At 38.0% G+C, this 24,508-nt stretch carries 16 protein-coding genes; 5 read left to right on the plus strand and 11 right to left on the minus strand.

Annotated elements, in window-relative coordinates; genetic code table 11:
* Positions 1 to 5 precede the first annotated feature (5 nt).
* From F0365_RS12140 to clpB, 5 genes are all read right to left on the minus strand, one after another.
* On the minus strand, positions 6 to 5,309 hold the full coding sequence (locus tag F0365_RS12140) for a T9SS type B sorting domain-containing protein (RefSeq protein ID WP_169933934.1): 5,304 nt from the start codon (positions 5,307 to 5,309) through the stop codon (positions 6 to 8).
* 116 nt (positions 5,310 to 5,425) lie between these two features.
* Positions 5,426 to 6,136: an SAM-dependent methyltransferase gene (locus F0365_RS12145; RefSeq protein WP_169933935.1), complete on the minus strand. Its 711-nt coding sequence runs from the start codon at positions 6,134 to 6,136 to the stop codon at positions 5,426 to 5,428.
* A 74-nt stretch (positions 6,137 to 6,210) separates the two neighbouring features.
* Complete coding sequence (locus F0365_RS12150; protein WP_169933936.1) at positions 6,211 to 7,470, minus strand: exonuclease domain-containing protein; 1,260 nt, start codon at positions 7,468 to 7,470, stop codon at positions 6,211 to 6,213.
* A 103-nt stretch (positions 7,471 to 7,573) separates the two neighbouring features.
* A complete protein-coding gene (locus F0365_RS12155) occupies positions 7,574 to 9,352 on the minus strand; it encodes an AMP-dependent synthetase/ligase (RefSeq protein WP_169933937.1) in 1,779 nt (592 codons plus the stop codon).
* 209 nt (positions 9,353 to 9,561) lie between these two features.
* Positions 9,562 to 12,168 carry an ATP-dependent chaperone ClpB gene (gene clpB / locus F0365_RS12160; protein WP_169933938.1) on the minus strand — a complete coding sequence of 869 codons (2,607 nt, stop codon included), beginning with the start codon at positions 12,166 to 12,168 and terminating at the stop codon, positions 9,562 to 9,564.
* A 237-nt stretch (positions 12,169 to 12,405) separates the two neighbouring features.
* On the opposite strand from clpB, the gene ytxJ reads away from it, so the two are divergent.
* The 4 genes from ytxJ (at position 12,406) to katG (ending at position 17,416) form a co-directional block, all read left to right on the plus strand.
* The gene (gene ytxJ, locus F0365_RS12165) at positions 12,406 to 12,813 is read left to right on the plus strand and encodes a bacillithiol system redox-active protein YtxJ (RefSeq protein WP_169933939.1); all 408 of its coding nucleotides are present in this window, start codon (positions 12,406 to 12,408) and stop codon (positions 12,811 to 12,813) included.
* A 3-nt stretch (positions 12,814 to 12,816) separates the two neighbouring features.
* Entirely contained in the window at positions 12,817 to 13,641 is an 825-nt protein-coding gene (locus F0365_RS12170; RefSeq protein WP_169933940.1) for a M48 family metallopeptidase, read from the plus strand.
* A 47-nt stretch (positions 13,642 to 13,688) separates the two neighbouring features.
* Positions 13,689 to 15,020 (plus strand): MFS transporter, encoded by a 1,332-nt coding sequence (locus F0365_RS12175; RefSeq protein ID WP_169933941.1) that lies wholly within the window; start codon positions 13,689 to 13,691, stop codon positions 15,018 to 15,020.
* Between the two features lie 149 nt (positions 15,021 to 15,169).
* Complete coding sequence (gene katG / locus F0365_RS12180; protein ID WP_169933942.1) at positions 15,170 to 17,416, plus strand: catalase/peroxidase HPI; 2,247 nt, start codon at positions 15,170 to 15,172, stop codon at positions 17,414 to 17,416.
* A gap of 79 nt (positions 17,417 to 17,495) precedes the next feature.
* Here katG and F0365_RS12185 read toward each other — a convergent pair whose 3' ends face one another.
* The 4 genes from F0365_RS12185 to F0365_RS12200 are packed head-to-tail and all read right to left on the minus strand — an operon-like array spanning position 17,496 to position 20,518.
* On the minus strand, positions 17,496 to 18,224 hold the full coding sequence (locus F0365_RS12185) for a head GIN domain-containing protein (RefSeq protein WP_169933943.1): 729 nt from the start codon (positions 18,222 to 18,224) through the stop codon (positions 17,496 to 17,498).
* A 59-nt stretch (positions 18,225 to 18,283) separates the two neighbouring features.
* Complete coding sequence (locus tag F0365_RS12190; RefSeq protein ID WP_169933944.1) at positions 18,284 to 19,381, minus strand: hypothetical protein; 1,098 nt, start codon at positions 19,379 to 19,381, stop codon at positions 18,284 to 18,286.
* Positions 19,365 to 19,973 carry a hypothetical protein gene (locus F0365_RS12195; protein ID WP_169933945.1) on the minus strand — a complete coding sequence of 203 codons (609 nt, stop codon included), beginning with the start codon at positions 19,971 to 19,973 and terminating at the stop codon, positions 19,365 to 19,367. Before F0365_RS12195 ends, F0365_RS12190 begins: the two co-directional genes overlap by 17 nt.
* Positions 19,970 to 20,518, minus strand: a complete 549-nt coding sequence (locus F0365_RS12200) for an RNA polymerase sigma factor (RefSeq protein WP_317169821.1) — start codon at positions 20,516 to 20,518, stop codon at positions 19,970 to 19,972. Before F0365_RS12200 ends, F0365_RS12195 begins: the two co-directional genes overlap by 4 nt.
* Positions 20,519 to 20,790: 272 nt before the next feature.
* Here F0365_RS12200 and lon point away from each other — a divergent pair, with 272 nt between their 5' ends.
* On the plus strand, positions 20,791 to 23,244 hold the full coding sequence (gene lon / locus F0365_RS12205; protein WP_169933946.1) for an endopeptidase La: 2,454 nt from the start codon (positions 20,791 to 20,793) through the stop codon (positions 23,242 to 23,244).
* 491 nt (positions 23,245 to 23,735) lie between these two features.
* Here the strand turns inward: lon and F0365_RS12210 are convergent, their stop codons facing one another.
* Positions 23,736 to 24,170, minus strand: a complete 435-nt coding sequence (locus F0365_RS12210) for a hypothetical protein (protein WP_169933947.1) — start codon at positions 24,168 to 24,170, stop codon at positions 23,736 to 23,738.
* A gap of 2 nt (positions 24,171 to 24,172) precedes the next feature.
* Positions 24,173 to 24,472, minus strand: coding sequence for a hypothetical protein (locus F0365_RS12215; protein WP_169933948.1), 300 nt, complete (start codon positions 24,470 to 24,472; stop codon positions 24,173 to 24,175).
* Positions 24,473 to 24,508 lie beyond the last annotated feature (36 nt).

Here is a 24,508-nt window from a genome sequence, read left to right on the forward strand (position 1 = left end):
TGGGATTATCGTTTTAAAGCAAAGTGGCCTTTAAAACTACGCCCGTCAGCTAATTCTACTAAGTACCAGTAATCACTGGATGGCATAGGAGCTCCATTATAAGTTCCGTCCCATCCTCGACCCGTAGCGCTTACTTGTTTTAATAATTTACCGTGACGGTCAAAAATATAGATGCTCGCGTCAGGAATGGTTTCTACCGCAATGACTTGCCAGGTATCGTGATACCCATCTTGATTAGGAGTAAAATAAGGAGGTCCGCCTATGATGACAGCACTCATAGATACGGTTCCACAACCGTTTTTATCTTTTACATAGATGGTATAGAATCCTGGATACAGATTATTAAATCGCTGGCTGTCTTGATACACGAAGTCATCTAATGAGAATTCGTAATCACCACTTCCAGTGACAATCGCAGTTAGTGTGTTGGTATTCACTTCAAACTGTCCTACATCGATTCGTTCAATTACCGCTACATCAGACTCCACAACCGTTACTGTTGCCGTACTGTCACAACCATCGCTGTTGGTTACCGTTACCGTATAATCGCCACCAGAAGCAACATCAATAGTTTGTGTTGTTTCCCCAGTAGACCACAGGTAGCTAGAGAATCCTGGGCCAGCGTCAATTGTTTCGGCAACACCTGCACAAATAGTATAAGGTCCTTGGTCAGCAATAACAGGTCGTGCAAATACTTCTATTCTAAAAGTAGATAGGTCATAACAATCTTGATGAGCAGCATTCTCTATTCTTGCATAAATAGTTTGTGTTCTAGAAGTATTGGTATAAGGAAAACTCAAAGCATTGACATCATTGTCAGCATCTGTTGCATTGCTGTGATACGTCACATTGAAGTCCGTTGTACTTTGACCGTTATAGATCGCAGCATCTTGTGTACTGAAGTCAAATTCTTCAAAACCATCGTTACTGATGTCATCACAACCTACCACGTCAGTTCCAGTTCCTGCCGTAGGCTGTTCACTTACGGTTAAGGTAAAACTGGTCGTATCAAAACAAACCGGATTTGAGATTGCTTCTATTCTCACAAAAATAGTTTCTGGAGTAATGCTGTCACTTGCATAAGAAGTAGCTAACGCAGCAGTATTCATGTTGGCATCATTTTGTGATGGGTGGAAGGTGATATTGAAATCACTGGAGTTTTGTCCAGTTAATACTTGGCTATTTGCCATGCTTAAATCAAATACCTCAGAGCCATCATTTCCAGGATCATCACAAGTAATCATATCCAATACTGGATTTGCCGTAGGAGTAGGACTGATCACAAATCTAAAAGTAGTTGTCGTGTAACAGCTATCATTATCAGCATTATCTATTCTAGCAAATAGATTAGGTGTGGTGCTGGTCACTGCATAAGGACTGGACAATGGACTTGCATTAGCATTAGCATCTGCTTGAGAGGCGTGATAGGTCACATTAAAACTAGGGTTGGTCTGTCCATCGAGGATCGCACTATCAAACTGAGATAAGTCCACATCTTCTGTTCCATCGTTAGACGGATCATCACACACAATAATATCTGCTGGAGTTCCTGCAAGTGGTAATGGGTCTACAAATAGATCAATTACAGCAGTGTCGTAACAGCTGTTATTGGCATTGGTCTGTATTCTTACAAAAAGCGTCGCAGAACCACTATTGTAAATAGTAGGTAACGGAGTTGCTCCACCAGTACTTCCCAAATCAGCATCTGCTTGTGAAGTAAAGTATGCTATGGTAAAGTTAGCGGCGTTTTGAGTTCCTAAAACTTGACTGTCTTGAGTACTAAGGTCAAAATCTTCTAGCCCGTCGTTACTAGCATCATCACAAATACGGTATTCGGCAACGTTGTTGGCCACTGCTTGCTCATTAAGGATGATCGTGATAGGAGTGGTATTGTAACAGGTTTGATTATCTGTATTGTCTATTCTTGCAACTATGGTCGTTGTACCTGTCGTAATATTGAAAGGACTCGTAAGTCCCGGAGCGTCAGCATCAGCATCTGCTTGATTCAAGTGGTAAGACACTGCAAAAGTAGAAGTAGTTTGTCCATTTAATACAGCAGCGTCAAATTGTGAAAGCGCAATATCTTCGGTCCCGTCATTACTAGCATCATCACAAATAATCAAATCTGCTGGAGTTGTTGCTAGGGGTAAATCATCGACTACAAGATTAAAACTTGTGGTATTATAACAAGTGGCATTGGCTGCAGTTTCGATACGCACAAATACAGTTTCGCCACTACTGTTATAAGAAGTTGGCAGCGGACTTGCTCCTCCGGCACTTCCCAAATCGGCATCAGCTTGAGAAGTAAAATATTCGATATTGAAGTTTGCTGGGTTTTGAGTGAGCAGGACTTCTGTATCTCTGCTACTCAGATCAAAGTCTTCTACACCGTCATTACCTGTATCACAAATACGGTATTCACTAACTGGATTAGCTAATGCTTGCTCGTTGAGAATGATATTGATAGCAGTGGTATCAAAACAAGTTTGATTATCGCTATTGTCTATTCTTGCAACTATGGTCGTTGTACCTGTCGTAATAGTGAAAGGACTCGTAAGTCCCGGAGCGTCAGCATCAGCATCTGCTTGATTCAAGTGGTAAGACACTACAAAAGTAGGAGTAGTTTGTCCGTTTAAAATAGTGGTATCAAATTGTGAAAGCGCAATATCTTCAGTCCCATCATTACTAGCATCATCACAAATAATCAAATCTGCTGGAGCTGTTGCTAGTGGGAGATCATCTACAATGATATCAAATGATGTGGTATCAAAACAGTCGGTATTGGCATTATTTTCTATACGTGCATACATGATTTGTCCAGCACTACTATAAAGGTTGCTTACAGGAGTCGCCCCACCTACAGATCCTAAATCAGCATCTGCTGGAGAGGTGAAGTATTCTATATTGAAATCGGCTGGGTTTTGAGTGAGAAGAATTTCAGGATTTATAGAAACCAGATCAAAGACTTCAGAATTATTGTTAGAGGGATCATCACATAACCTATAGGTCGCTACTGGATGAGCTATTGGTTGTGTATCTAAGGTCACTATAAATGAAGTGGTATCAAAACAAGGCTCGTTATTTAGGTTATCAATACGAGCAAAGAATGTTGTTGTTGCTGTAAGGTCAAATGGGGATGCTTGATCGTTTGCACCAGTATCAGCGTCAGCTTGATTTAAGTGATAGGTAATCACATAATCGGTATTTGTCTGAGCAGCAATTACCTCGCTATCAAAGTCAGTTAAAAGTATGATTTCAGAGCTATCATTTCCTGCATCACAGACTGCGGTATTCATTACTGGATTTGCAATAGGAGTATCCCAAACAAATACATCTACTTCAGTAGAGGAAGTACAACCACTAGGACTGTTATCTTGAAGTCTAATAAAAACTCGTTCGGTATTTACCGTAACGTTAGTGTAGGTTGCTGGATTTGGGATAGGGTTCATTCCAGTTCCTGCTTCAGCGGCAGTATTGTGATAAGTAATGGTAAATGCACTGGCAGGTAAACCATTTAGGACTTCTGTTTCTGTAGAGGTCAAATCAAAAGTAGAGAAACCATCATTGTTATCGTCACAATTATTTAAATTCATAGGTCTTGTGGCACCAGCACCACTGGCAACTATTACATCAAAGAACCCGGTATCAAAACACAATCTAGAAATAGCATTTAAATTATTCGTAATCCTTGTGTATACGGTTGTAGTACCCAAAGGAAAATCATAAGGTAAAGTAATAGCCCCTACATTATTGTCTGCTTGATTCTGAGTTAAGAAATAAGCAACTAAATAGCTAGGGTTGGTTTGCATGTTGAGTACTTGAGGAGTTTCTACTACATCAAGATCTCTGCTTTCTATTCCATCTCCATCACTATCACATAGAAAAACGTCAGCCACCGTATTGGAAATAGGGTTGGAATAAATGGTAATATCTGAGGTTGCTGTAAATCTAAAGCCACCATTACGGACTATTAAGGTAACGGTATAAACTCCAGGAGCAGGAAAGGTATGGATGGGATTTAATACAGTACTAGTTGGGCTACCATCGCCAAAATTCCAAGTTACTGTTGAAGTAATACAGAAATCTGTCGTGGAGGCTTCAAATTGTACAGGAGTTTGATCACAAAAATTCACTTGATTGATGGAACCACCACTAGCACTTCCAGCAGGAAACGAACTAAAAGAAGGTTCAAAAAAGGAAGTGATAAAAGGAGGTAATCCTTCTCGAGAATTATTATTTAGAGCCACCCCATCATCAGTATAAGCAGCTCCAACGCCAACGACATCTGGGTTTCTTACAACTCCTAACCAGTTTTGACATACTCTGGCATGGTAAATTTTACCGTCGATTCCCAATTGTAAGGCACCTCGACCGCTATTTGCTCCTGTCGCAGCAAGTGCAAAAGGCGTAGAATTCCATCCACCACCACTATTGATGTTGTATTGAAGTATATCTCGTGTGTTAGTAGCTCCACAACCATTTCCAGTATCATTGGAATTAGCATTTAAATAAACTAATTGAGAATTTGGAGAAAACTCCGTGCCATAAAATCTATTACGAGTACCTGGAGTAGTTAAAGCAATAGGGTTACTAACGACCCCAGTAGAATTATTAAAATCAGCCAGCCATGCAGTTCCAGGATTACCAATGGATGTGTTGGAGATTTTACGAGCATTTGGTGATAATCGGATATAACCTCGGGCATCAGTTAAGCTATTCGTTCCTGCAACTGTTGAGTTCACACCTCTTGATGGAAGTATGATACCACCAGCAGCTGGGTAGGAACTGTACACCCCATTATCAAAAGTTACAATCCAATAAAAATTACCGTTATCGCTTAAGGCTGCAGTTACCTTTTCTTGGGTGTTTTGTTGAATAAGTATGTCTCGTCGGCCCGGCATAACATCTCCAAGGCCTCCATTTAAGTTCATATCAACAATACTATAACGCAGACCAGCTCCTGAGCCAATGGTGACTAAAAAATACCTGCTCGTGCTGCCTAAATCTGGAATGATAATAGCTGATTGAGCACTAGAGGAGTTTCCAGAGAGTCCTGTTCCATTAGGCATAGGAAGACCATTTCTATTCCAAACCGTGCTTCCATCAGAATACATTTGTAGATTTCCACAAGAATCGGAGATAGAGCTACAACCTTCATCCGTATCTAAGCTACCAGCAGGAGCTGCTAAAGGAGCACCAGAATTAAAATCTACACTTGCAGTAGTTCCAAAAAACCACCAAGCGGCTTCTAGCTGGGCGAAGGCTATTATCGGAATAAATAAGAAACTAAGGAGGAATAGTTTTTTCATGACTTTTGTTTTGGAGTCCTAAAATAAGCTATTTTAATGGATTCCACGTACTGAACAAAAAGCCGATAAATAGTCTATTTAAAAGAGTTTAGGGTATAGAATTGTTCATTTATAAGTTATCCTTGAATGATAAAAATCGCTGGTCTTTTATGAAGTTCTGGAATTTGCTTTTTCCAAAGGTCTACAGTTAGGGTTTTTATAAATTCTGTCGGTAAACTGATATCGCAAGCGATGCATATTTTTGTATTTCCAGATAAAGACAGCAGCAGCTCTTCTAACATTTTGTTATTTCTATAAGGTGTTTCTATAAAAGATTGGGATTGCTGGTTTTTTATAGAACTGCTTTCAAGTTCTTTTATTTTCTTACGTCGTTCTTGCTTATCTATAGGCAAGTATCCATTAAAAGCAAAATTCTGACCGTTCAATCCGCTGGACATCATGGCCATAAGAATGGAACTAGGGCCAACAAGTGGCTGTACTCGTATTCCTTTTTCATGGGCGATAGCAATAACATCGGCACCAGGGTCTGCTATTCCAGGAACACCTGCTTCACTCATAAGGCCCATGTTTTTACCTTCTAAGCAGGGTTGCAGAAAGGCTGGTAATTCACTTTGTTCGGTAAATTTATTGATGGTTGAAAATTGTAAAGAAGGTTGCGATTTAGAGGGGTAAATACTTTTTATAAACCGTCTTGCTGTTTTTTCATTTTCTACAATATAATGATCTACCATTCCAACTACTTTTTTTACAGACAGCGGCAACACCTCTAAAGGACTTATGTCTCCTAAGGTTACTGGTATCAGAAATAATTTACCTTTTTCTTCCATGGTTTGAATTCTTGGTTAGTTTTGAATAGTGGTCTAGATTTTGCTCCTTTGTTTCCGGTAGGAAATCAAATTGTTTATAAATCAATGACTTGGTGTACTCTTTTATGTCTTAAGTAACTGCTTATAATATGAGTCACTTGCTTATTTCCATCAATAGGAGTTAATAGGCTTTTGAGCATGGAAGTATTTGTCATTTGTATTCTCAGACTAACAAATGCATAGCCTATGACTTTTCCTTCTTCTATAAGAATGACGCTGCGCTCGCTTGCCTCACGACCTCGATCTACAATAATCTTACTTTTCCCTAAGATGCTATATTTCTCTTTTACTTCGGCAATAATAGTTTGAGGAGATTTATTTTCTTCTTCTTGTTTTTCTAAAAAGGTAGTTCCAGATTTTGAAGAGGAAAAGCTGAGTATATAATTAGGGTTCTTTACAGCAGACTTTACTTGAAGCGTTGGATGATCTTGCTCATCTACTTGAACATATAATCCATGTGAGAAATTAGTTCTTTTAATCTTACCGTTTAAAAAAGGCTCGTGCTTTCTAACTTCTATAAATTCCTTTAAAATGGAAATTAATTCATTTCCAGTTTTTTCAAAAGTGACATCGGTTACTTGCTTTTGAATTTCTTTAGATTTTTTATTAGAGCCGGTAAAGAGTTGGGTAACTTTCTTCTTTACATTTTTACTTTTCCCTATATAAATAATTTCTCTACTAGAGTTATAGATGTAAAATACTCCTGTAGTGTTGGGGATGCTGTCTAGTATTACTTTAAGATTGGGTTCTATTTTTAAAGGTTTAAAGTATTTTAAACTTTGAGAAATGATCTTTTTATCGACATCTTTTTGAAGTAATAATTTAAACAACTTCACGGTAGCAAGTGCATCACCTGTTGCTCTGTGCCTATCGGTAATAGGAATCCCTAATGCTTTACTGAGTTTGCCCAGATTAAAACTTTTTTGTTCTGGTAGGAGGCTCTGTGCTAATTCTACCGTGCAAAGTGTAGGGCGCATGTAATCAAAGCCTAACCGGTCAAATTCTAATCGCAACATGCGGTGATCAAAATCGGCATTGTGCGCAACTAGAGTGACCCCTTCTGTGATTTCTATAATTCTCCTTGCTACTTCATAGAATTTAGGAGCGCGTTTTAACATGGCGTTATTAATACCAGTAAGTTTTACCACAAAAGGTTGAATTTCTTTTTCTGGATTTACTAAGCTTGCAAACTGATCTACTATTTCATGACCGTCAAATTTATAGATGGCGACTTCAGTAATCCCCTCTTCATTATACTTTCCACCGGTGGTTTCTACATCTACTATTGCGTACAATTCTCCATTTTTAAAAGACCATTAGGTCTATATTATGATGCGTAAGCTAATAAAAAAAAGCCGTGTTATAAACACGGCTTTAGGTAATTTATGCAACGACTTATTAAATCTTTGCACCATAAATCTTGCTGTAAAGGTCTTGGTAGCGTGCTTTAATATTTCTGCGTTTTAATTTAAGAGTAGGAGTGAGGTGCTCTGCCTCGATGGTCCACTCCTCAGGAGTGAGCTCAAAGGTTTTGATACGTTCCCATTTCCCAAACTTCTGGTTGTGTTCTTCAATTTCTCGTTGATATCTTGCAATAACTCTTTCATTATTGCACAAATCTTTCCAATTTTCAAAAGCAATTCCTTTGTGTTTTGCCCAATCGGTAAGAAATTGAAAATTAGGCTGTATAAAAGCTGCAGGCATTTTCTCTCCTTCACCTATCACCATAATTTGTTCGATAAAACGACTTTGTTTCATCATGTTTTCTATGAGTTGTGGTGCTACATACTTCCCACCAGAAGTCTTAAACATTTCCTTTTTACGATCGGTAATTTTAAGAAAGCCTTCAGAATCAATTTCACCTATATCTCCCGTATGGAAATAACCATTTTCATCAATGGCTTGTTTTGTTTTTTCTTCATCCCTATAATAACCCATCATGCGTTGCGGACCATTAATCATGATTTCTCCGTCCTCAGCGATAATGACATCAGTATGTGCAAGCATTTTACCAACAGTACCTATTTTAAAACCACCATCTCTCATATCATTAACAGAAATTACGGGACTTGTTTCTGTAAGTCCATAACCTTCCATTACAGGAACTCCTGCAGCGTTAAATATCCTTGCTAATCTAGGCTGTAAAGCTGCACTACCACTGGCAATAGCTTTTAAGTTACCGCCTAGGGCTTCCTGCCATTTAGAAAAGATTAATTTTTTAGCCAGACCTAGTTTTTTCTCGTACCACCATCCGTTTGCTCCGTAAGGTTCCCATTCGAGACCTAGTTCTACCGCCCAAAAGAATAGTCTTTTCTTGATACCGGTAAGATCAGCTCCTTTAGCAATAATTTTATCATACACCTTTTCTAACAATCTAGGTACAGCGCTCATTACTTCAGGAGAGATTTCTTTTAGGTTTTCTGAAATGGTCTCAAGAGACTCTGCAAAATAAATTCCAGTTCCTGTATACGTATACATGTATTGAAGCATGCGCTCGTATATATGACAAACAGGTAAAAAACTTAAAGCTTTTGATCTGCCTAATTCTAGAGGTAACCTACCAGCACTGGTCATGGCGTTACTAGAAATATTTTTATGAGATAGCATAACACCTTTAGGACGTCCAGTTGTTCCAGAGGTATATATTAAGGTAGCGAGATCTTCTACCTCAATAGCAGCCATGATATCTTCTAGCGCTGCTTGATTGCTGTCGTCTTTTCCTAATTCTTTAATCTCTTTCCAGCTTTTACAGCCTTTGATGTCTTCAAAGGAATACACCTCTACTAAAGAAGCTACCTGGTCTTTAATTTTCATGACTTTATCATAAACCTCTTGATCAGAAACAAAAACATGTTTTGATTCACTGTGGTTCAAGACATAAGCATAATCTTCTTCAGAAATAGTAGGATAGATAGGTACATCCTGGGCTCCAGTTTGCATAATTCCTATATCCATAATATTCCACTCGGTTCTGTTGGTGGTAGAAATGATAGCTATTTTATCATTCTTTTGAACTCCTAATCTCAATAGACCTCTAGAGACGGCATTTGCCTGCTCCACAAAGGACTGCGTAGAAGTTTTTATCCATTCACCCTTTACTTTTGAAACTAGTGCATCTTCCCGGGGGAATGTTTCTAGCTGATAATGAGGGAAGTCAAAAAGTCTTTTATATTGCATGGTCGATTATTTCGTAATGGCAAAGTAGTGAAACATTGGGAATTTTCAAATGCTCTTTTTACGATAATTATAATTTTATGGGTCTCGCTTTCGCGAAAGCGTAATTTTTAACAGTCTTATTCATCAAAAAAGCCCATTCCTAGTTAAGAATGAGCTTTTATAACTTCTTGCCATTTTTGTTTAAAGTAGTTACATTAACGTATTCATTTTCATACGTCTACGTTGTTGGTTTGGTTTCTAAAGACCAATTCGTTTTCAAAAGCATCTACAAGAACAATACTATCTGCAGCTATTTTACCTGATAATATCTGTTTAGAGAGTTCGTTAAGAACCTCTTTTTGAATCACTCGTTTTACTGGTCTTGCTCCGTACTGAGGATCATAACCTTTCCTTGCCAGTAACTCAATAGCTTGCTCTGTTGCATCAATAACAATTCCTTGTCCTTGCAATAATTTAGTAATTCCTTTAAACTGTAAACTTACTATTTGCTTGATTTCATCTTCATTAAGAGGTGTAAACATCACAATATCATCAATACGGTTGATAAATTCGGGACGTACACGTTGCTTTAAAACAGTAAGAACTTCTTTTTTAGTGGTTTCGGTAAGGCTGGCGATATCTCCATCAAAATTATCAAAATTTTGCTGTATGATATCTGATCCCATATTAGAAGTCATGATAATAATCGTGTTTTTAAAATCTGCTACGCGACCTTTATTGTCTGTTAGTCTTCCTTCATCGAGTACTTGCAACAAGATATTGAACGTATCTGGATGGGCCTTTTCAATTTCGTCGAGTAATACCACGCTGTAAGGCTTTCTGCGTACCGCTTCTGTAAGTTGTCCACCTTCATCATAACCTACATATCCAGGAGGAGCACCTACTAATCTACTCACGCTATGACGTTCTTGATATTCACTCATATCAATACGCGTCATAGAATTCTCATCGTTAAAAAGAAACTCGGCTAGTGCTTTTGCAAGTTCTGTTTTACCAACTCCTGTCGTTCCTAAGAAAAGGAAAGAGCCCACTGGTTTTTTCTGATCTTGTAATCCAGCACGACTTCTTCTTACAGCGTCGCTTACTGCCTGTATAGCTTCTTTTTGTCCTACAACACGATGGTGAAGTTCGTCTTCTAGTTTTAAAAGTTTTTCACGGTCACTTTGAAGCATTTTAGTAACAGGAATTCCGGTCCATTTAGCAACTACTTCAGCGATGTCTTCATAGGTCACTTCTTCTTGGATCAAATTGTTAGAATTGTCGTTTGCTTCCATATCAGCAAGCAATTTGTCCAGTTCCTCTTGAGCTTGTTTAATTTTTCCGTAACGCAACTCTGCTACTTTTCCATAATCTCCATCGCGTTCGGCACGTTCGGCTTCGAGTTTAAAGTTCTCGATGTCTGTTTTTGCGCTTTGAATGTTATCGACTACGCTTTTTTCATTTTCCCATTGTGCGTTAAGTTCGTTGCGAGATTCTTTAAGATTAGCCAGTTCAGACCTCAGATTCTTTAGTTTGGTCTCGTCGTTTTCTCTTTTAATAGCTTCAAGTTCAATCTCTAACTGCATGATCTTACGATCGAGTACATCGAGTTCTTCAGGTTTTGAATTGATCTCCATACGTAACTTTGCCGCTGCCTCATCCATAAGGTCAATGGCTTTGTCTGGTAAAAATCTATTGGTAATGTAGCGTTGTGACAATTCTACGGCACCTATAATCGCTTCATCCTTTATTTGTACTTTATGATGTGTTTCATATTTATCTTTGATACCTCTTAAAATAGATATAGCACTTTCTGTATCTGGCTCATCAACCATTACTTTTTGAAATCGACGTTCCAAAGCTTTGTCTTTTTCAAAATATTTTTGGTATTCGTCTAAAGTAGTCGCGCCTATGGCTCTCAACTCGCCACGAGCAAGAGCAGGTTTTAAAATATTTGCGGCATCCATTGCGCCTTGACCGCCACCAGCTCCTACTAGCGTGTGGATTTCATCAATAAATAGAACAATGTCTCCATCGCTAGAGGTCACTTCCTTAATTACCGCTTTTAAACGCTCTTCAAACTCTCCTTTATATTTAGCTCCTGCAATAAGGGCTCCCATATCTAAAGAAAAAATTTGCTTGTCTTTAAGATTATCGGGAACATCACCAGCTACTATACGGTGTGCAAGGCCTTCGGCAATGGCAGTTTTACCAACACCAGGTTCTCCAACAAGTATAGGATTGTTTTTGGTGCGTCTGGAAAGGATTTGTAAAATGCGGCGTATTTCTTCATCACGACCTATCACAGGATCAAGCTTACCTTGATCTGCTAGCTGATTGAGGTTCTTTGCGTATTTATTGAGGCTGTTATAAGTTTCCTCGGCGCTTGGAGAAGAAACGTTAGTACCATTTCTTAATTCTTCAATAGCTGCCTCTAGATTTTTCTTTGAAATCCCTTGATCTTTTAACAGTTGAGCTGTTTTTGATTTTCCATCAAATATAGATAAGAGCAGGTGTTCAATACTTACGTATTCATCATTCATCTTTGTAGCAAGTGTCATTGCTGCATTGATAACTCTATTGGTTTCCCGAGACATTTGCAACTCGCCACCTTCTACTTTAGGTAAGGATTCAATCTGACTTTTAAGCAACTGTATCACCAGACCTAATTTTACATGAAGTTTTTTAAATAAAAAAGGCAACACATTTTCATCTACCATAGTTATAGCAAGAAATAGATGGGCGTTCTCAATTTGTTGTTGGCCGTATTCTTGTACCAATTGCTGCGCTTTTTGCAGCGCTTCTTGCGATTTTGTAGTCAGTTCATTAGTATTCATAATAGTAATTTTCTAAATTATTTCAATTGTTATACCCTTTATGTAAGTTGACAATAAGTCAGTTTAAACTACTTTTTTAACAGACATTATGTCGTGTTTATAAAAGCCTTAAGATTTTTACTTATCGGGACTGGATATATTTGTAATTTAGTACTTTATAGGTAATACTATTATTGATATTCCGCTTTCGCCATATGCCTGTCGGTAGGTAGGAAAACGAAACACAAAAAAAATGCTATGGGATTTATGGATAAGCTGTTTAAAACACAGCAAAATAATGCAAAGGAAGTACCAACTGGAATCCCTTGGGAGCCGCTAGAATCTGAGGATCAATTAGATAATGTGATCAACAATTCTACCTTAAAACCAAAGGTTATTTTTAAACACAGCACGAGATGTGGTATTTCTAGAATGGTCTTAAAGCAGTTTGAAAATGGTTTTGAAAAAAACGATGATGAAGTTACCTTTTATTTTCTCGATTTATTAAATTATAGAGAGGTAAGTGCTGCTGTTGCTAGTAAACTTAATGTGGTGCACCAGTCGCCACAAGTGATTATCTTATATAATAAAGAGATTTTACATACAGAATCTCATCAAGGTATTGATATCAAAAAAGTTCAACAAATTGTGACTAATAAAAAATAAATTATGCATCGTAATAAATACCTTTTAATCGCTGTAGTTTTTGTTTTATTCTCTTGTAAAACAAATGTTTTTACAGGTAAAAAAACTTTGAACTTTGTGTCTGATAGCACTTTGTTTCCAATGGCTTTTACTCAGTACAATCAGTTTCTGGGAGAAAACAAGGTAATTACAGGAACTACAGAGTCTGAAATGATTACTAGAGTTGGTCAGAAAATCAAGACAGCTGCTCAACGATGGTTGAATTCCATCGGTGAAGAAAAATACTTAGCTGATTATCAATGGGATTATAAATTAGTTCAAGATGAATCGGTAAACGCATGGTGTATGCCTGGCGGTAAAATTGTTTTTTACACAGGCATTTTACCTATTTGCCAAGGAGAAACAGGTGTAGCAATAGTGATGGGTCACGAAGTGGCTCATGCTTTAGCAAATCACGGCGCACAGCGCATGAGTGCTTCACAAGTACAAGCTTTAGGTGCTGTAGGAGTTGCTGTAGGTGGTCAAGTTGCTGGAGCAAGTCAAGAATCGCAACAGCTCATCAATCAAGCCTATGGGATAAGTTCTCAATTAGGAGGTATGTTGCCATTCTCCCGAGCACATGAAACAGAAGCAGATAAAATAGGTCTGTACCTTGCTGCTATTGCAGGCTATAATCCAGAAGAAGGCGCACTATTATGGGCACGTATGAAAGCTAATAGCGATGGACAAGCGCCACCAGAATTTTTGAGTACGCATCCATCTAACGATAGCCGTATTGCAAACTTAAAAGCGCTCGCCCCTCAAGCAAAAGCAGAAGCTGCAAAATACGGAGTAACTTCTTTTCAATAAACGTTTAAAAAGATATACTTTTAAAGGGTTCTTAAGGAACCTTTTTTATGAAACATAATCTTCCTCGAGGCTCAAAAAAATTGCTCCATGCATGGGCATTTTATGATTGGGCAAATTCCGTATATTCTCTAGTAATTAACAGCGCTATTTTCCCTATTTTTTACGCAGCGATTAGTATCAAAGCATTTGAAGAAGGAAACGTACCGGAGATGCTTAAAGGAATAAATAATGAATCTATCATTATTATAACTACCGCGATCGCTTTTTTAATCGTGAGTATTATTTCTCCCATTCTTTCCGGTATTGCTGACTACTCTGGTAAGAAAAAACGCTTTTTACAATTCTTCTGTTATTTAGGAGCTATCTGTTGTATAGGTCTTTCTATGTTTAGCTTTGATTATTTATGGATTAGTTTATTGATTTATATGCTCGCATTGATTGGATTTTGGGGAAGTCTGGTTTTTTATAATTCTTACCTTCCAGACATTGCTTTTCCGGAGCAGCAAGACGCTATAAGTGCTAAGGGGTTTTCTATGGGATATTTAGGAAGTGTACTACTCCTTGTTATTTGTCTGGCATTATTAGAAGGTGGTTTTTACCCAGAAGAGGGTTTGTTGCCAAATAATGAGTATTTCAAACTCTATTCTTTTCAGCTTTCTTTTATACTAGTAGGATTGTGGTGGATGGGTTTTGCCCAATACACTTATAAATACCTTCCTTTAGGAACTAAAAAGGATCGAAGTGATGTCAAAAACATTTTTACCAATGGTTTTGAAGAACTCAAAAAAATAGGGAAGAGTCTATCTACTAATCTACAGATGAAACGTTATTTAGGAGCCTTTTTTATCTATAGTATGGCGGTTCAAACAGTTATGTTAGTAGCAACTTATTTTGGTACAGAAGAAGTGCAATGGGAAGAAGACGGCGCTACCATGGGTTTGATTATCAGTATCCTACTGATCCAGCTGGTAGCTATTTTTGGAGCTTGGTTGGCCAGTTTGCTTTCGCGAAAGCTAGGTAATATCAAAACTCTAATCGTCATTAATATACTGTGGGCAGTTATATGTGTTTATGGATATTTTGTGGTAACTCCTATGCAATTCTACATAACAGCAGGTTTTGTAGGGCTAGTAATGGGGTCTATACAAGCCTTATCACGCAGTACCTATTCTAAGATGATTCCAGATGGAAATCCAGATACGGCATCTTATTTCAGCTTCTATGACGTAGCAGAAAAAATAGGGATCGTGATCGGGATGCTCCTATTTGCCATAGTAGGTGAGATCAGTGGCTCCATGCGAGAGCCTATTTTGTTTTTAATAGTCTTTTTTATAGTGGGGATAATTCTCCTCTCTAGAGTTCCTTCTTTGAAGAAATAAAGGCAATTTTAAATAGTTTAAATCAATTGATAATTCAAAACCAATAGTATTTAGCTATACTAATGTAGTTATAAAAAATTAAGCTTGGAGATGCGCATTCATAATTTTGTTTACTTTTAGAAGGTCTAATAACTCAAAAACCTCAATTTATGGATTCTTCAAAATCAAATGATACTAATTCCTATAATAGCACCGATTCCAACGCAGCGGCAAAATGTCCTTTTATGGGTGGTGCACCTTCTCATACTGCTGGTCAAGGAACAACAAGCAAAGACTGGTGGCCTAACCAACTGAGATTAAATATACTACGTCAGAATGCAGATAAGTCTGATCCTATGGACCCAGATTTCAATTATGCCAAAGCTTTTAACAGCTTAGACTTAGATGCTTTAAGAAAAGACCTCACTCATTTAATGACAGATTCACAAGACTGGTGGCCAGCTGATTATGGTAACTACGGTGGATTCTTTGTTAGAATGGCTTGGCACAGTGCAGGAACCTATAGAATAGGAGATGGACGCGGTGGTGCTTCTAGCGGATCACAGCGTTTTGCTCCATTGAACAGTTGGCCTGATAACGGTAACCTTGATAAAGCACGACTATTGTTATGGCCCATAAAAAAGAAATACGGCAATAAAATATCTTGGGCCGATTTGATGATTCTAACGGGTAACATCGCAATGGAAACTATGGGATTGAAAAAATTAGGTTTTGCTGGTGGAAGAGAAGACGTATGGGAACCAGAACAAGATATTTATTGGGGACATGAAACAGAATGGGGCGCAAATGAAGAGCGCTATTCTGAAGGAGAACTTGAAGCCCCTTTAGGTGCTACAATGATGGGATGGATTTATGTAAATCCAGAAGGTCCCAACGGAGTTCCAGATCCTTTGGGGTCTGCGGCAAACGTAAGAGAAACTTTTGGCCGTATGGCGATGAATGATTATGAAACGGTCGCATTAACCGCCGGTGGACATACATTTGGAAAAGCGCATGGGGCAGCAAATCCTGATGAATATGTAGGAGCGGAACCTGCTGGTGCAAAAATAGAGGAGATGAGTACCGGTTGGAAAAATTCTTTTGAATCAGGAAAAGGGGATCATACAATTACAAGTGGTATTGAAGGAGCATGGACACCGAATCCAATTCAATGGGATCATGATTACTTTAGAGTTCTCTTAGATTATGAATGGGAATTAACTAAAAGCCCAGCAGGAGCCCACCAATGGAAACCTACGGCAGCATCTAATGCTGATCAAGCGACTATGGCTGGAGATACTTCTAAGAAACAAAATTTATTGATGACCACGGCAGATATTGGTTTGAAAACCGATCCAGCATATCTAAAAATTTGCCAACATTTTAGAGAGAATCCTGCAGAGTTTGAAGATGCTTTTGCAAAAGCATGGTACAAATTAACGCATAGAGATATGGGGCCTATAACTCGCTATTTAGGACCACTTGTAACTGAAAAGCAAGAATTATGGCAAGATCCAATTGCTGAGGTTTCTCATGAAATAATTAATCATCAGGATATTTCTAGTCTAAAATCACAAATTCTAGCAACAGATATTTCTATTTCAGAGCTGGTTTCTGTCGCCTGGGCAAGTGCATCAACTTATAGAGGATCTGACAAAAGAGGTGGAGCCAATGGTGGAAGGATAAGACTAGCACCACAAAACCAATGGGAAGCAAATAATCCTGAGCAATTGCACAAGGTATTGAACGCACTTGGAAAAATTCAAACTTTGTTTAATACATCACAACCAGGAAATAAAGAAGTTTCTATGGCAGATTTGATCGTTTTAGCAGGAAGTGCTGCAGTAGAAAAAGCTGCCAATGATGCAGGAAGTCTAGTGAACGTTCCATTTACAGCAGGTAGAGGAGATGCTACACAAGAACAAACAGATGTAGATTCTTTTGGTTATTTAGAACCCCGAGCAGATGGGTTTAGAAATTATATTAAAAGCGACCAAAAAGCCTCTGGAGAAGACCATTTGATCGATAGAGCAAATTTATTGACACTGTCAATTCCAGAAATGTCAGTTTTAATCGCTGGTTTAAGAGCCTTAGACACAAATTATGACGGTTCTGATTATGGTGTCTTTACCCATAGAAAAGGGCAATTAACTAATGATTACTTTGTAAATATTCTGGATTTAACCACAACATGGAAAGCTAAATCTAGTTCAGAATTACTTTTTGAAGGAAGCAATCGTGCCACTGGAGAAAAAAGATGGACAGGGACGCGTGTAGATCTTATTTTTGGATCTAATACAGAATTAAGAGCTATTGCCGAAGTATACGCTTCAGATGATGCTCAAGAACGTTTTGTAAAGGATTTTGTAAAAGCATGGACTAAAGTGATGAATTTAGATCGCTTTGATTTAAAGTAAATACATCATGCTTTTAAATAATAATTCCCCAAATCAGCAGGTTGATTTGGGGAATTATTATTTTACGGGATGCTATAAGCTACATTTTCGTAATATCACCACTACCCATAATATTTTTTTTTATTTTGCTGGGAGCTCCTTTATATCTTAAATCTCCAGAACCTACTATGGAGGCTTGAAGTTCTCCACCAGTGCAATAAACAGAAACGTCACCACTTCCTGCAATGGACGCATCTACATTATTTGCTTTAAGATTAAATGCTGAAATATCGCCGCTTCCAGCTACACTTGCATCCAGATACTCCGTACGACCGCTCAATTTTACATCACCACTTCCAGCAATGTTTACCTGAAGTTTTTCTGATTCTACGTCTACAGAAATATCGCCGCTTCCAGCTACAGAAATATTCATATTTCTAGACTTGAGTTTTATAGTACTTGTAATATCACCACTTCCAGCCATACTTAAACTACTGATTTTTTCCACTGTAACGGTAATTTGAATTCCTTTACGTGTGTTGATGTTGTAACCATCTTCAATTCCTATTTCTAGTCGGTCCCCTTTTACTTCGACCTCCAGGTGTTGCATAATGTTAGATTCGGCCTCCACGGTTATAGTTCCTTCTTTTCCTTCTACGAGAATAATGTCTAGACTGTTTCTACCAGAGATTTTGTCATAATCAGACGTTTGGAACACTTTAGTGATGACCTCGCCATTTCCGTTGACGCGTTTATTACTTCCCCACCATTGGGCGTTTGAGGTATTGATTCCCAATATAGCTATTAGGAGTAGGAGCATATGTTTCATGATATAGTAGTTTTTAAGTTTTTTTTTAGATGGCACGTGGTTTTGAGTCGGCTGATTATTTAATTTTTCTTTAGACTCACACCTCCAAAGCTGGATCTTATGTTGATGACTGCTGTACTGCTTTTAGGACCGCAATAGCCAGATTTTTGCTTGTCTGTGTTGTCACTTTCAGAACTTGTTACCGTTAAATCATCGGAGAGTTTGATACTGGAAAACTCTGTGTCAATATCAAATCTAAAAGAGGCCTCTGGATGATAGTTGATTTTTATAGTGGTGTATTCTGATTTAACAGTCGCTTCTTTAAAATCACGTCCTAGCTCTGCAATACTGATGGATCCAAAGTCTGTATTTAAGTTGACAAGCTCTTTTACATGACCTATTTTTATGGTAGTATAGTCGCCCCGACCTATTAATTTAGTCACATCATCTGTTTGTATGGTAGAAAAGTCTCCATTAAAATCTAGAATTTTCACATTGTGGAACTTAGCTTTGGTATAATCACCTTTGTAGGTGACTTTTTCTGCTCCGTAAAGCTCAAAGCCACTAAAGTCAGCTTGTATGTTTCCTGACTTCATGTAGTCTATGTGTGAGTTATTAGTATAATCAAATTTAAGATCATTATTCTCTGCTAGGAGTTGACCTATGTCCAGCCTTCCAAAGTCACATTTGATAGAGGCGCGGCCTTTTAACCTATCGAGAATTACAGCGCCATAATCGTTACTTATATCTAGTGAAGCGGTAACCGGCATCTTGATGATGTAATCTATTTTCATATTAGAACTTCGGTTGGAATCGCTTCCAAATAATAAGTTCCATAAACCGCCACTGTTGTTAGAGCTGTGCTCAGCATCAGTTATAGCACTCACCTTAGAAGCACTAGCTTCAAAATCTATATCTATATCTTGGAGTTGGTCGATAACGCGATCTTCATTATTACCACTTACTTGAACAGTAATATCTATAGATACAGTAGGAGAATCCCAGGTGGTAATGCTCACACTACCGAACTCGTTTTGAATAGCCACCAGACAATTTTTATTGACATTAAAAGTTTTACTAATTTTTTTGGACTTGGTATATTTCCCGTCTTCAGGACCAGCAGCAAGTAATGCTGGAAGTAAAAACAGCAGGATACTTAATTTATATAAATGTTTCATCTTCTTGTTCTTTAAAATTTTTCAGTTGTTCTATTTGTTTAAGAGCAGTTTCTAATAAATCGATTCTATTTTGAAAATTTTGAATCATTGCAGCGATAACCGCTTTACTATCGTTATTTATTTTAAAATCTGCTTTGATGGACTTGTAATCCACTTCTAATTTATTCAATGTCTTTTTGGTGTCGGCGATGATGCGCTCTGTATGAGGGGTTTGTTCTTTGTTGAGCTTTTCTAACTCTTCTTGGATAGTTGTTGTGAAAAAGTCTTGTGCTTGCGCCATTTCTGGTGACACACTAGAAAGTCCGTTATCTACTGCTGCGGTAGGAGCTAGGCGCATTCCCACAAACCCTAATAAAACAGCCAGTCCAGCAACTAGCGACCATTTGAACCAGGAGTTCATAGGGATCACCTTGAGATCTTTCTGTGCTTTATCAACAGGGAGTGAGTCCATAAGGATCACATCACTTTCTGGATGCTCCTCTTCTTCACAAGCTGCTTCCAGCTTTTCTAAAAATCTATTTCTATGGCCGCTAGGCAATGATTCTGTATTAAAATCTTGTTTTGCAAACCATTCCTTCATGTCCTTTTTCATATCAGTTGCATTTTATTTCTCAGGCTTTCTTTGGCTCTTGAGATCGTGGTTCTGCACATGGCATTTGACACTCCCATAATCTCACTTATTTCTTCATTATCCATTCCTTCGATAAGGCTTAGCGTTAAAACTTGTCGGTAATTATCTTGTAGTAATTTCATGACTTCGAGTACTTTCTTAGCGGTCATTCCAGCAGCTTCCATGTCGATCTGCACATCTGTTTGCTGTTCCATATCGTAGGCGACATCATCATAAGCTACCTGAGGCATTTTCTTTGCTTTCTTTAAGTGTGTCAGACTATTGTTGATTACGATTTTTTTCAACCAGCAGCCAAAAGTCGCTTCACGGTTCCATTGTGCCATCTTAGCAAAAGCTGTGATCATGCTTTCTTGCATAATATCTTCGGCTAGAGCGCTGTCTTTTACAATTCTTAATGCCACATGGTACATTCCACCAGCATATTGATCATAGACACGCATTTGTGCCTTGCGATCGCCTTGTTCACAGCCGTTATAAAGTTCTATTTCAGTTATCGATAAAGTCACTTGGTCAGTGTTACGCTTTAAAGATGCAATTTATTCCAGGATGTTACACTTCATGGCAAGGAATTTGAAATTTATGATAGGAGTACGTAGTAGAATGTGTAGAACACCTTTCTATGAGAACCTGTAAGACTGTTTAGTAGTTTGATAATGTGGTTCTTATGTGTTGTAATTCCGCTTTCGCGAAAGCGAAACAGTTACCAACACCGTGCAAAAAATAATTATTACAAATAAAAGCCAACAGTCTATATGACATTGTGGCGACTGAAAAAGATATGTTCAAACCAAAGAAATTTTCAATAGACAACTTGTCACTCCAAGAATTTGATCAAGACGCGGAATTTATCCCCTTATTGAGCAGCGAGGACGAGGAAGAAATGAATAAGGAAAGTGTGCCAGAAACCTTATCCATACTGCCATTGCGCAACATGGTATTATTTCCTGGTGTCGTAATTCCCATCACTGCAGGACGTGATCGTTCTATTAAATTATTACAGGAAGCTAATAAAAAAGGGCTCGCTATAGGTGTTGTAGCTCAAAAGGACGAAGATGTCGAAGAGCCTTCTATTGAAGACCTTCACACGACTGGTGTGGTAGCAAAAATATTGAAGATTTTCAAAATGCCTGACGGTAATACAACCGTAATTATTCAAGGTAAGAAGCGTTTTGAAATGGGTGAAATGGTAACAGAGCAGCCTTTTATCACTGCTGTAGCTAAGGATATTCCAGATATACGACCAGTAAAAGAAGATCCAGAATTCAAGGCGATTATTGAAAAAATCAAGGAACTAGCTCTTGAGATCATTAAAGAAAGCCCCAACATTCCTAGTGAGGCTTCTTTTGCTATTAAGAATATTGAGTCTGATTCATTTTTAGTGAATTTTGTCTCTTCTAATATGAATTTGAAAGTAGAGGAAAAGCAAAAAGTTCTTGAAATCGATGATTTAAAAGAACGAGCACTAGAGACTTTGCGTTTTATGAATATAGAACGTCAGAAATTAGAGCTTAAAAACGATATACAGTCTAAAGTACAGACAGATATCAATAAGCAACAACGAGAATATTACTTGCACCAGCAAATGAAAACCATCCAAGATGAGTTGGGTGGCGGCGTTTCTTCTCATCAAGAAGTGGATGAAATGCGCCAGCGCGCCAAGAAAAAGAAATGGGATGATACTGTAAAGGAGCATTTTGAAAAAGAGTTGTCAAAGTTGCAACGCATGAATCCACAAGTAGCTGAATATTCTATACATCGTAATTATTTGGACTTAATTCTCGATCTGCCATGGAACCACTATTCTAAGGATAACTTTGACTTGAAACGCGCCATGAAAATTCTAGATCGCGATCATTACGGTCTGGACGAAGTAAAGAAACGCATCATTGAATATCTAGCCGTTTTGAAACTGCGTAATGATATGAAGTCGCCTATACTTTGTTTGTACGGCCCTCCAGGAGTTGGGAAAACATCTCTAGGTAAGTCCGTTGCTGAGGCCTTAGGACGGGAGTATGTGCGTATTTCCTTAGGTGGATTAAGAGATGAAGCAGAAATACGTGGTCACCGTAAAACCTACATAGGAGCGATGCCTGGACGTATCATACAAAGTATTAAAAAGGCCAAAACTTCAAATCCTGTTTTTGTACTGGATGAGATTGATAAATTGAGCAACTCCCATAATGGAGACCCTTCTAGTGCGATGCTGGAAGTGCTAGATCCAGAGCAAAACAATTCCTTTTATGACAACTTTCTAGAAATGGGGTTTGACTTAAGCAAAGTGATGTTTATTGCGACTAGTAATAGTTTAAACACCATACAACCTGCATTGCGCGACCGTATGGAGATCATCAATGTGACGGGTTACACGATAGAAGAAAAAGTAGAAATAGGAAAACAACATTTACTTCCTAAGCAATTAAAGGAGCACGGACTGGACAAGTCTCATATCAAAATAGCCAAACCTCAGATTGAAAAAATTGTAGAAGGTTATACACGTGAAAGTGGCGTGAGATCTCTAGATAAGCAAATTGCTAAGATGGTACGTTATGCAGCCAAAAGCATTGCCATGGAAGAGGACTACGATCTTAAAGTGACTAATGAAACGGTTATTAAAGTATTAGGATCGCCTAGAATGGAACGCGATAAGTATGAGAATAATGATGTTGCCGGTGTGGTTACAGGACTGGCATGGACTCGAGTAGGTGGGGATATTCTTTTTATTGAATCCATTCTTTCTAAAGGGAAAGGAAATCTTACCATAACGGGTAACCTTGGTAAAGTGATGAAGGAAAGTGCTACCATAGCGATGGAGTACATCAAATCTAACGCCGAAGAATTGGGGATAGATAGCTCGGTATTTGAAAAATACAACGTACATATTCACGTGCCAGAAGGAGCTACTCCAAAAGACGGGCCTAGTGCCGGAGTAACCATGTTAACTTCATTAGTTTCTTTGTTTACACAACGTAAAGTGAAGAAAAGTCTTGCGATGACTGGAGAAATCACGCTTAGAGGTAAAGTATTACCAGTAGGTGGTATCAAAGAAAAAATTCTTGCGGCAAAACGTGCGAGAATTAAAGAGATCCTTCTTTGTGAGCAAAATCGTAGAGACATAGAAGAAATCAAAGCCGATTATATCAAAGGCTTGACCTTTCATTATGTAAGTGATATGAGTAATGTGCTGGAATTAGCCCTTACGAAGCAGAAAGTAAAGAATGCAAAGAAATTGTAAATAAAATAATTTCTAATAGATAAAAAGGTCGAGAAGCAATTCTCGACCTTTTTTGTTTTATGTCATTTTGCTGCATAGCGCAGCTCACTAATTTTATCTGGTGGTCTGTTCATTAGCAGTATGTTGCTTTGCTGAGAATGAAAAGTGTTTTATTTGAAATTTGTTCTATCTAAATTGATCATTATACGGAGCAGAATGAATGCTGCACTGTATGATGATTTCTTAATTTTTAATTATAATAGAGATCATTTTCCAGTATTGCTGCACCCTTCTGACCAATGCACCTTGCACTTACTTTGACCTCTAGTGCATTTATACTTCAGTCTTCTGATGCAGGCTTCTTAGTAGAGTATATTTTTAAAGCCTGTAGAGCTATGGGCTGTAGCGCCTATTCTAATAAAAGGGTTTTGAAATCATGCTTAGTTGAGCACTCCAACTAACTTAGTAATGTCAAATCTGCTGATTTTACCTCTTCAGGCTTACAAGCAAAATCACATCTTACTATAATCCACCACCAGCTTCTTGTACCATTTCCCTAAGTCTCCTGGGATCTCTTTATAATTCTTAGTCAGTTCTGTTGCTAGTCTGGAGTTAGAACGCTCTTTTACGGATGGATTTGCGGTCAGATAGCCTTGGAATTTCCCAGCATCATCTATAATTTTTGGTGCTTTGTTTGAAACGCTGTTCCATGGTGACAGCGGATTATTTGGATCTCCATAATTATTTAAATCGTTCCATATAGAACTGTTGCTAAAATTACTTCCATAATCACCAAAAGCATTCCATATGGACTTGCTATCAAATCTAGAACAGTCTAGACAGCCTAAATACTCGGTATAATCTGCGCCCCCGTAGAGATGTAAGTTTTGAGAACTAGCGTAGGTACTGCTGGCAATAAAAAAAAGTAAGGCTATAATAACTTTCATAATTAATTCTCTATAACAACTTTTAATTTTCCATAAGGAACGTAAGCACCACCTACCTCATCAATATTTATATCAAGCTCATCATTGGTGCTAATATTACTGATATCAACTTTTATAGTTTCATTATTCGTAACGCGCACGTTGATACTTCCATCGTTATTTAATGGAACGGCAACAAACCTCTTGGTTAGTTCAGTAGTATCCTGGGAAGTAAAATTATCTAAGATTTTATCAACACTTAAGAAGCTTAAGTTCCATGCAATAACAGCTAAAATCCCTTTGGTAAATAGATCTTTGTTCATAAGGTTATTTTTAAAATGAGTTCCACAGTAGTGGTA

Source organism: Nonlabens sp. Ci31, from assembly GCF_012974865.1.
Classification (GTDB): domain Bacteria; phylum Bacteroidota; class Bacteroidia; order Flavobacteriales; family Flavobacteriaceae; genus Nonlabens.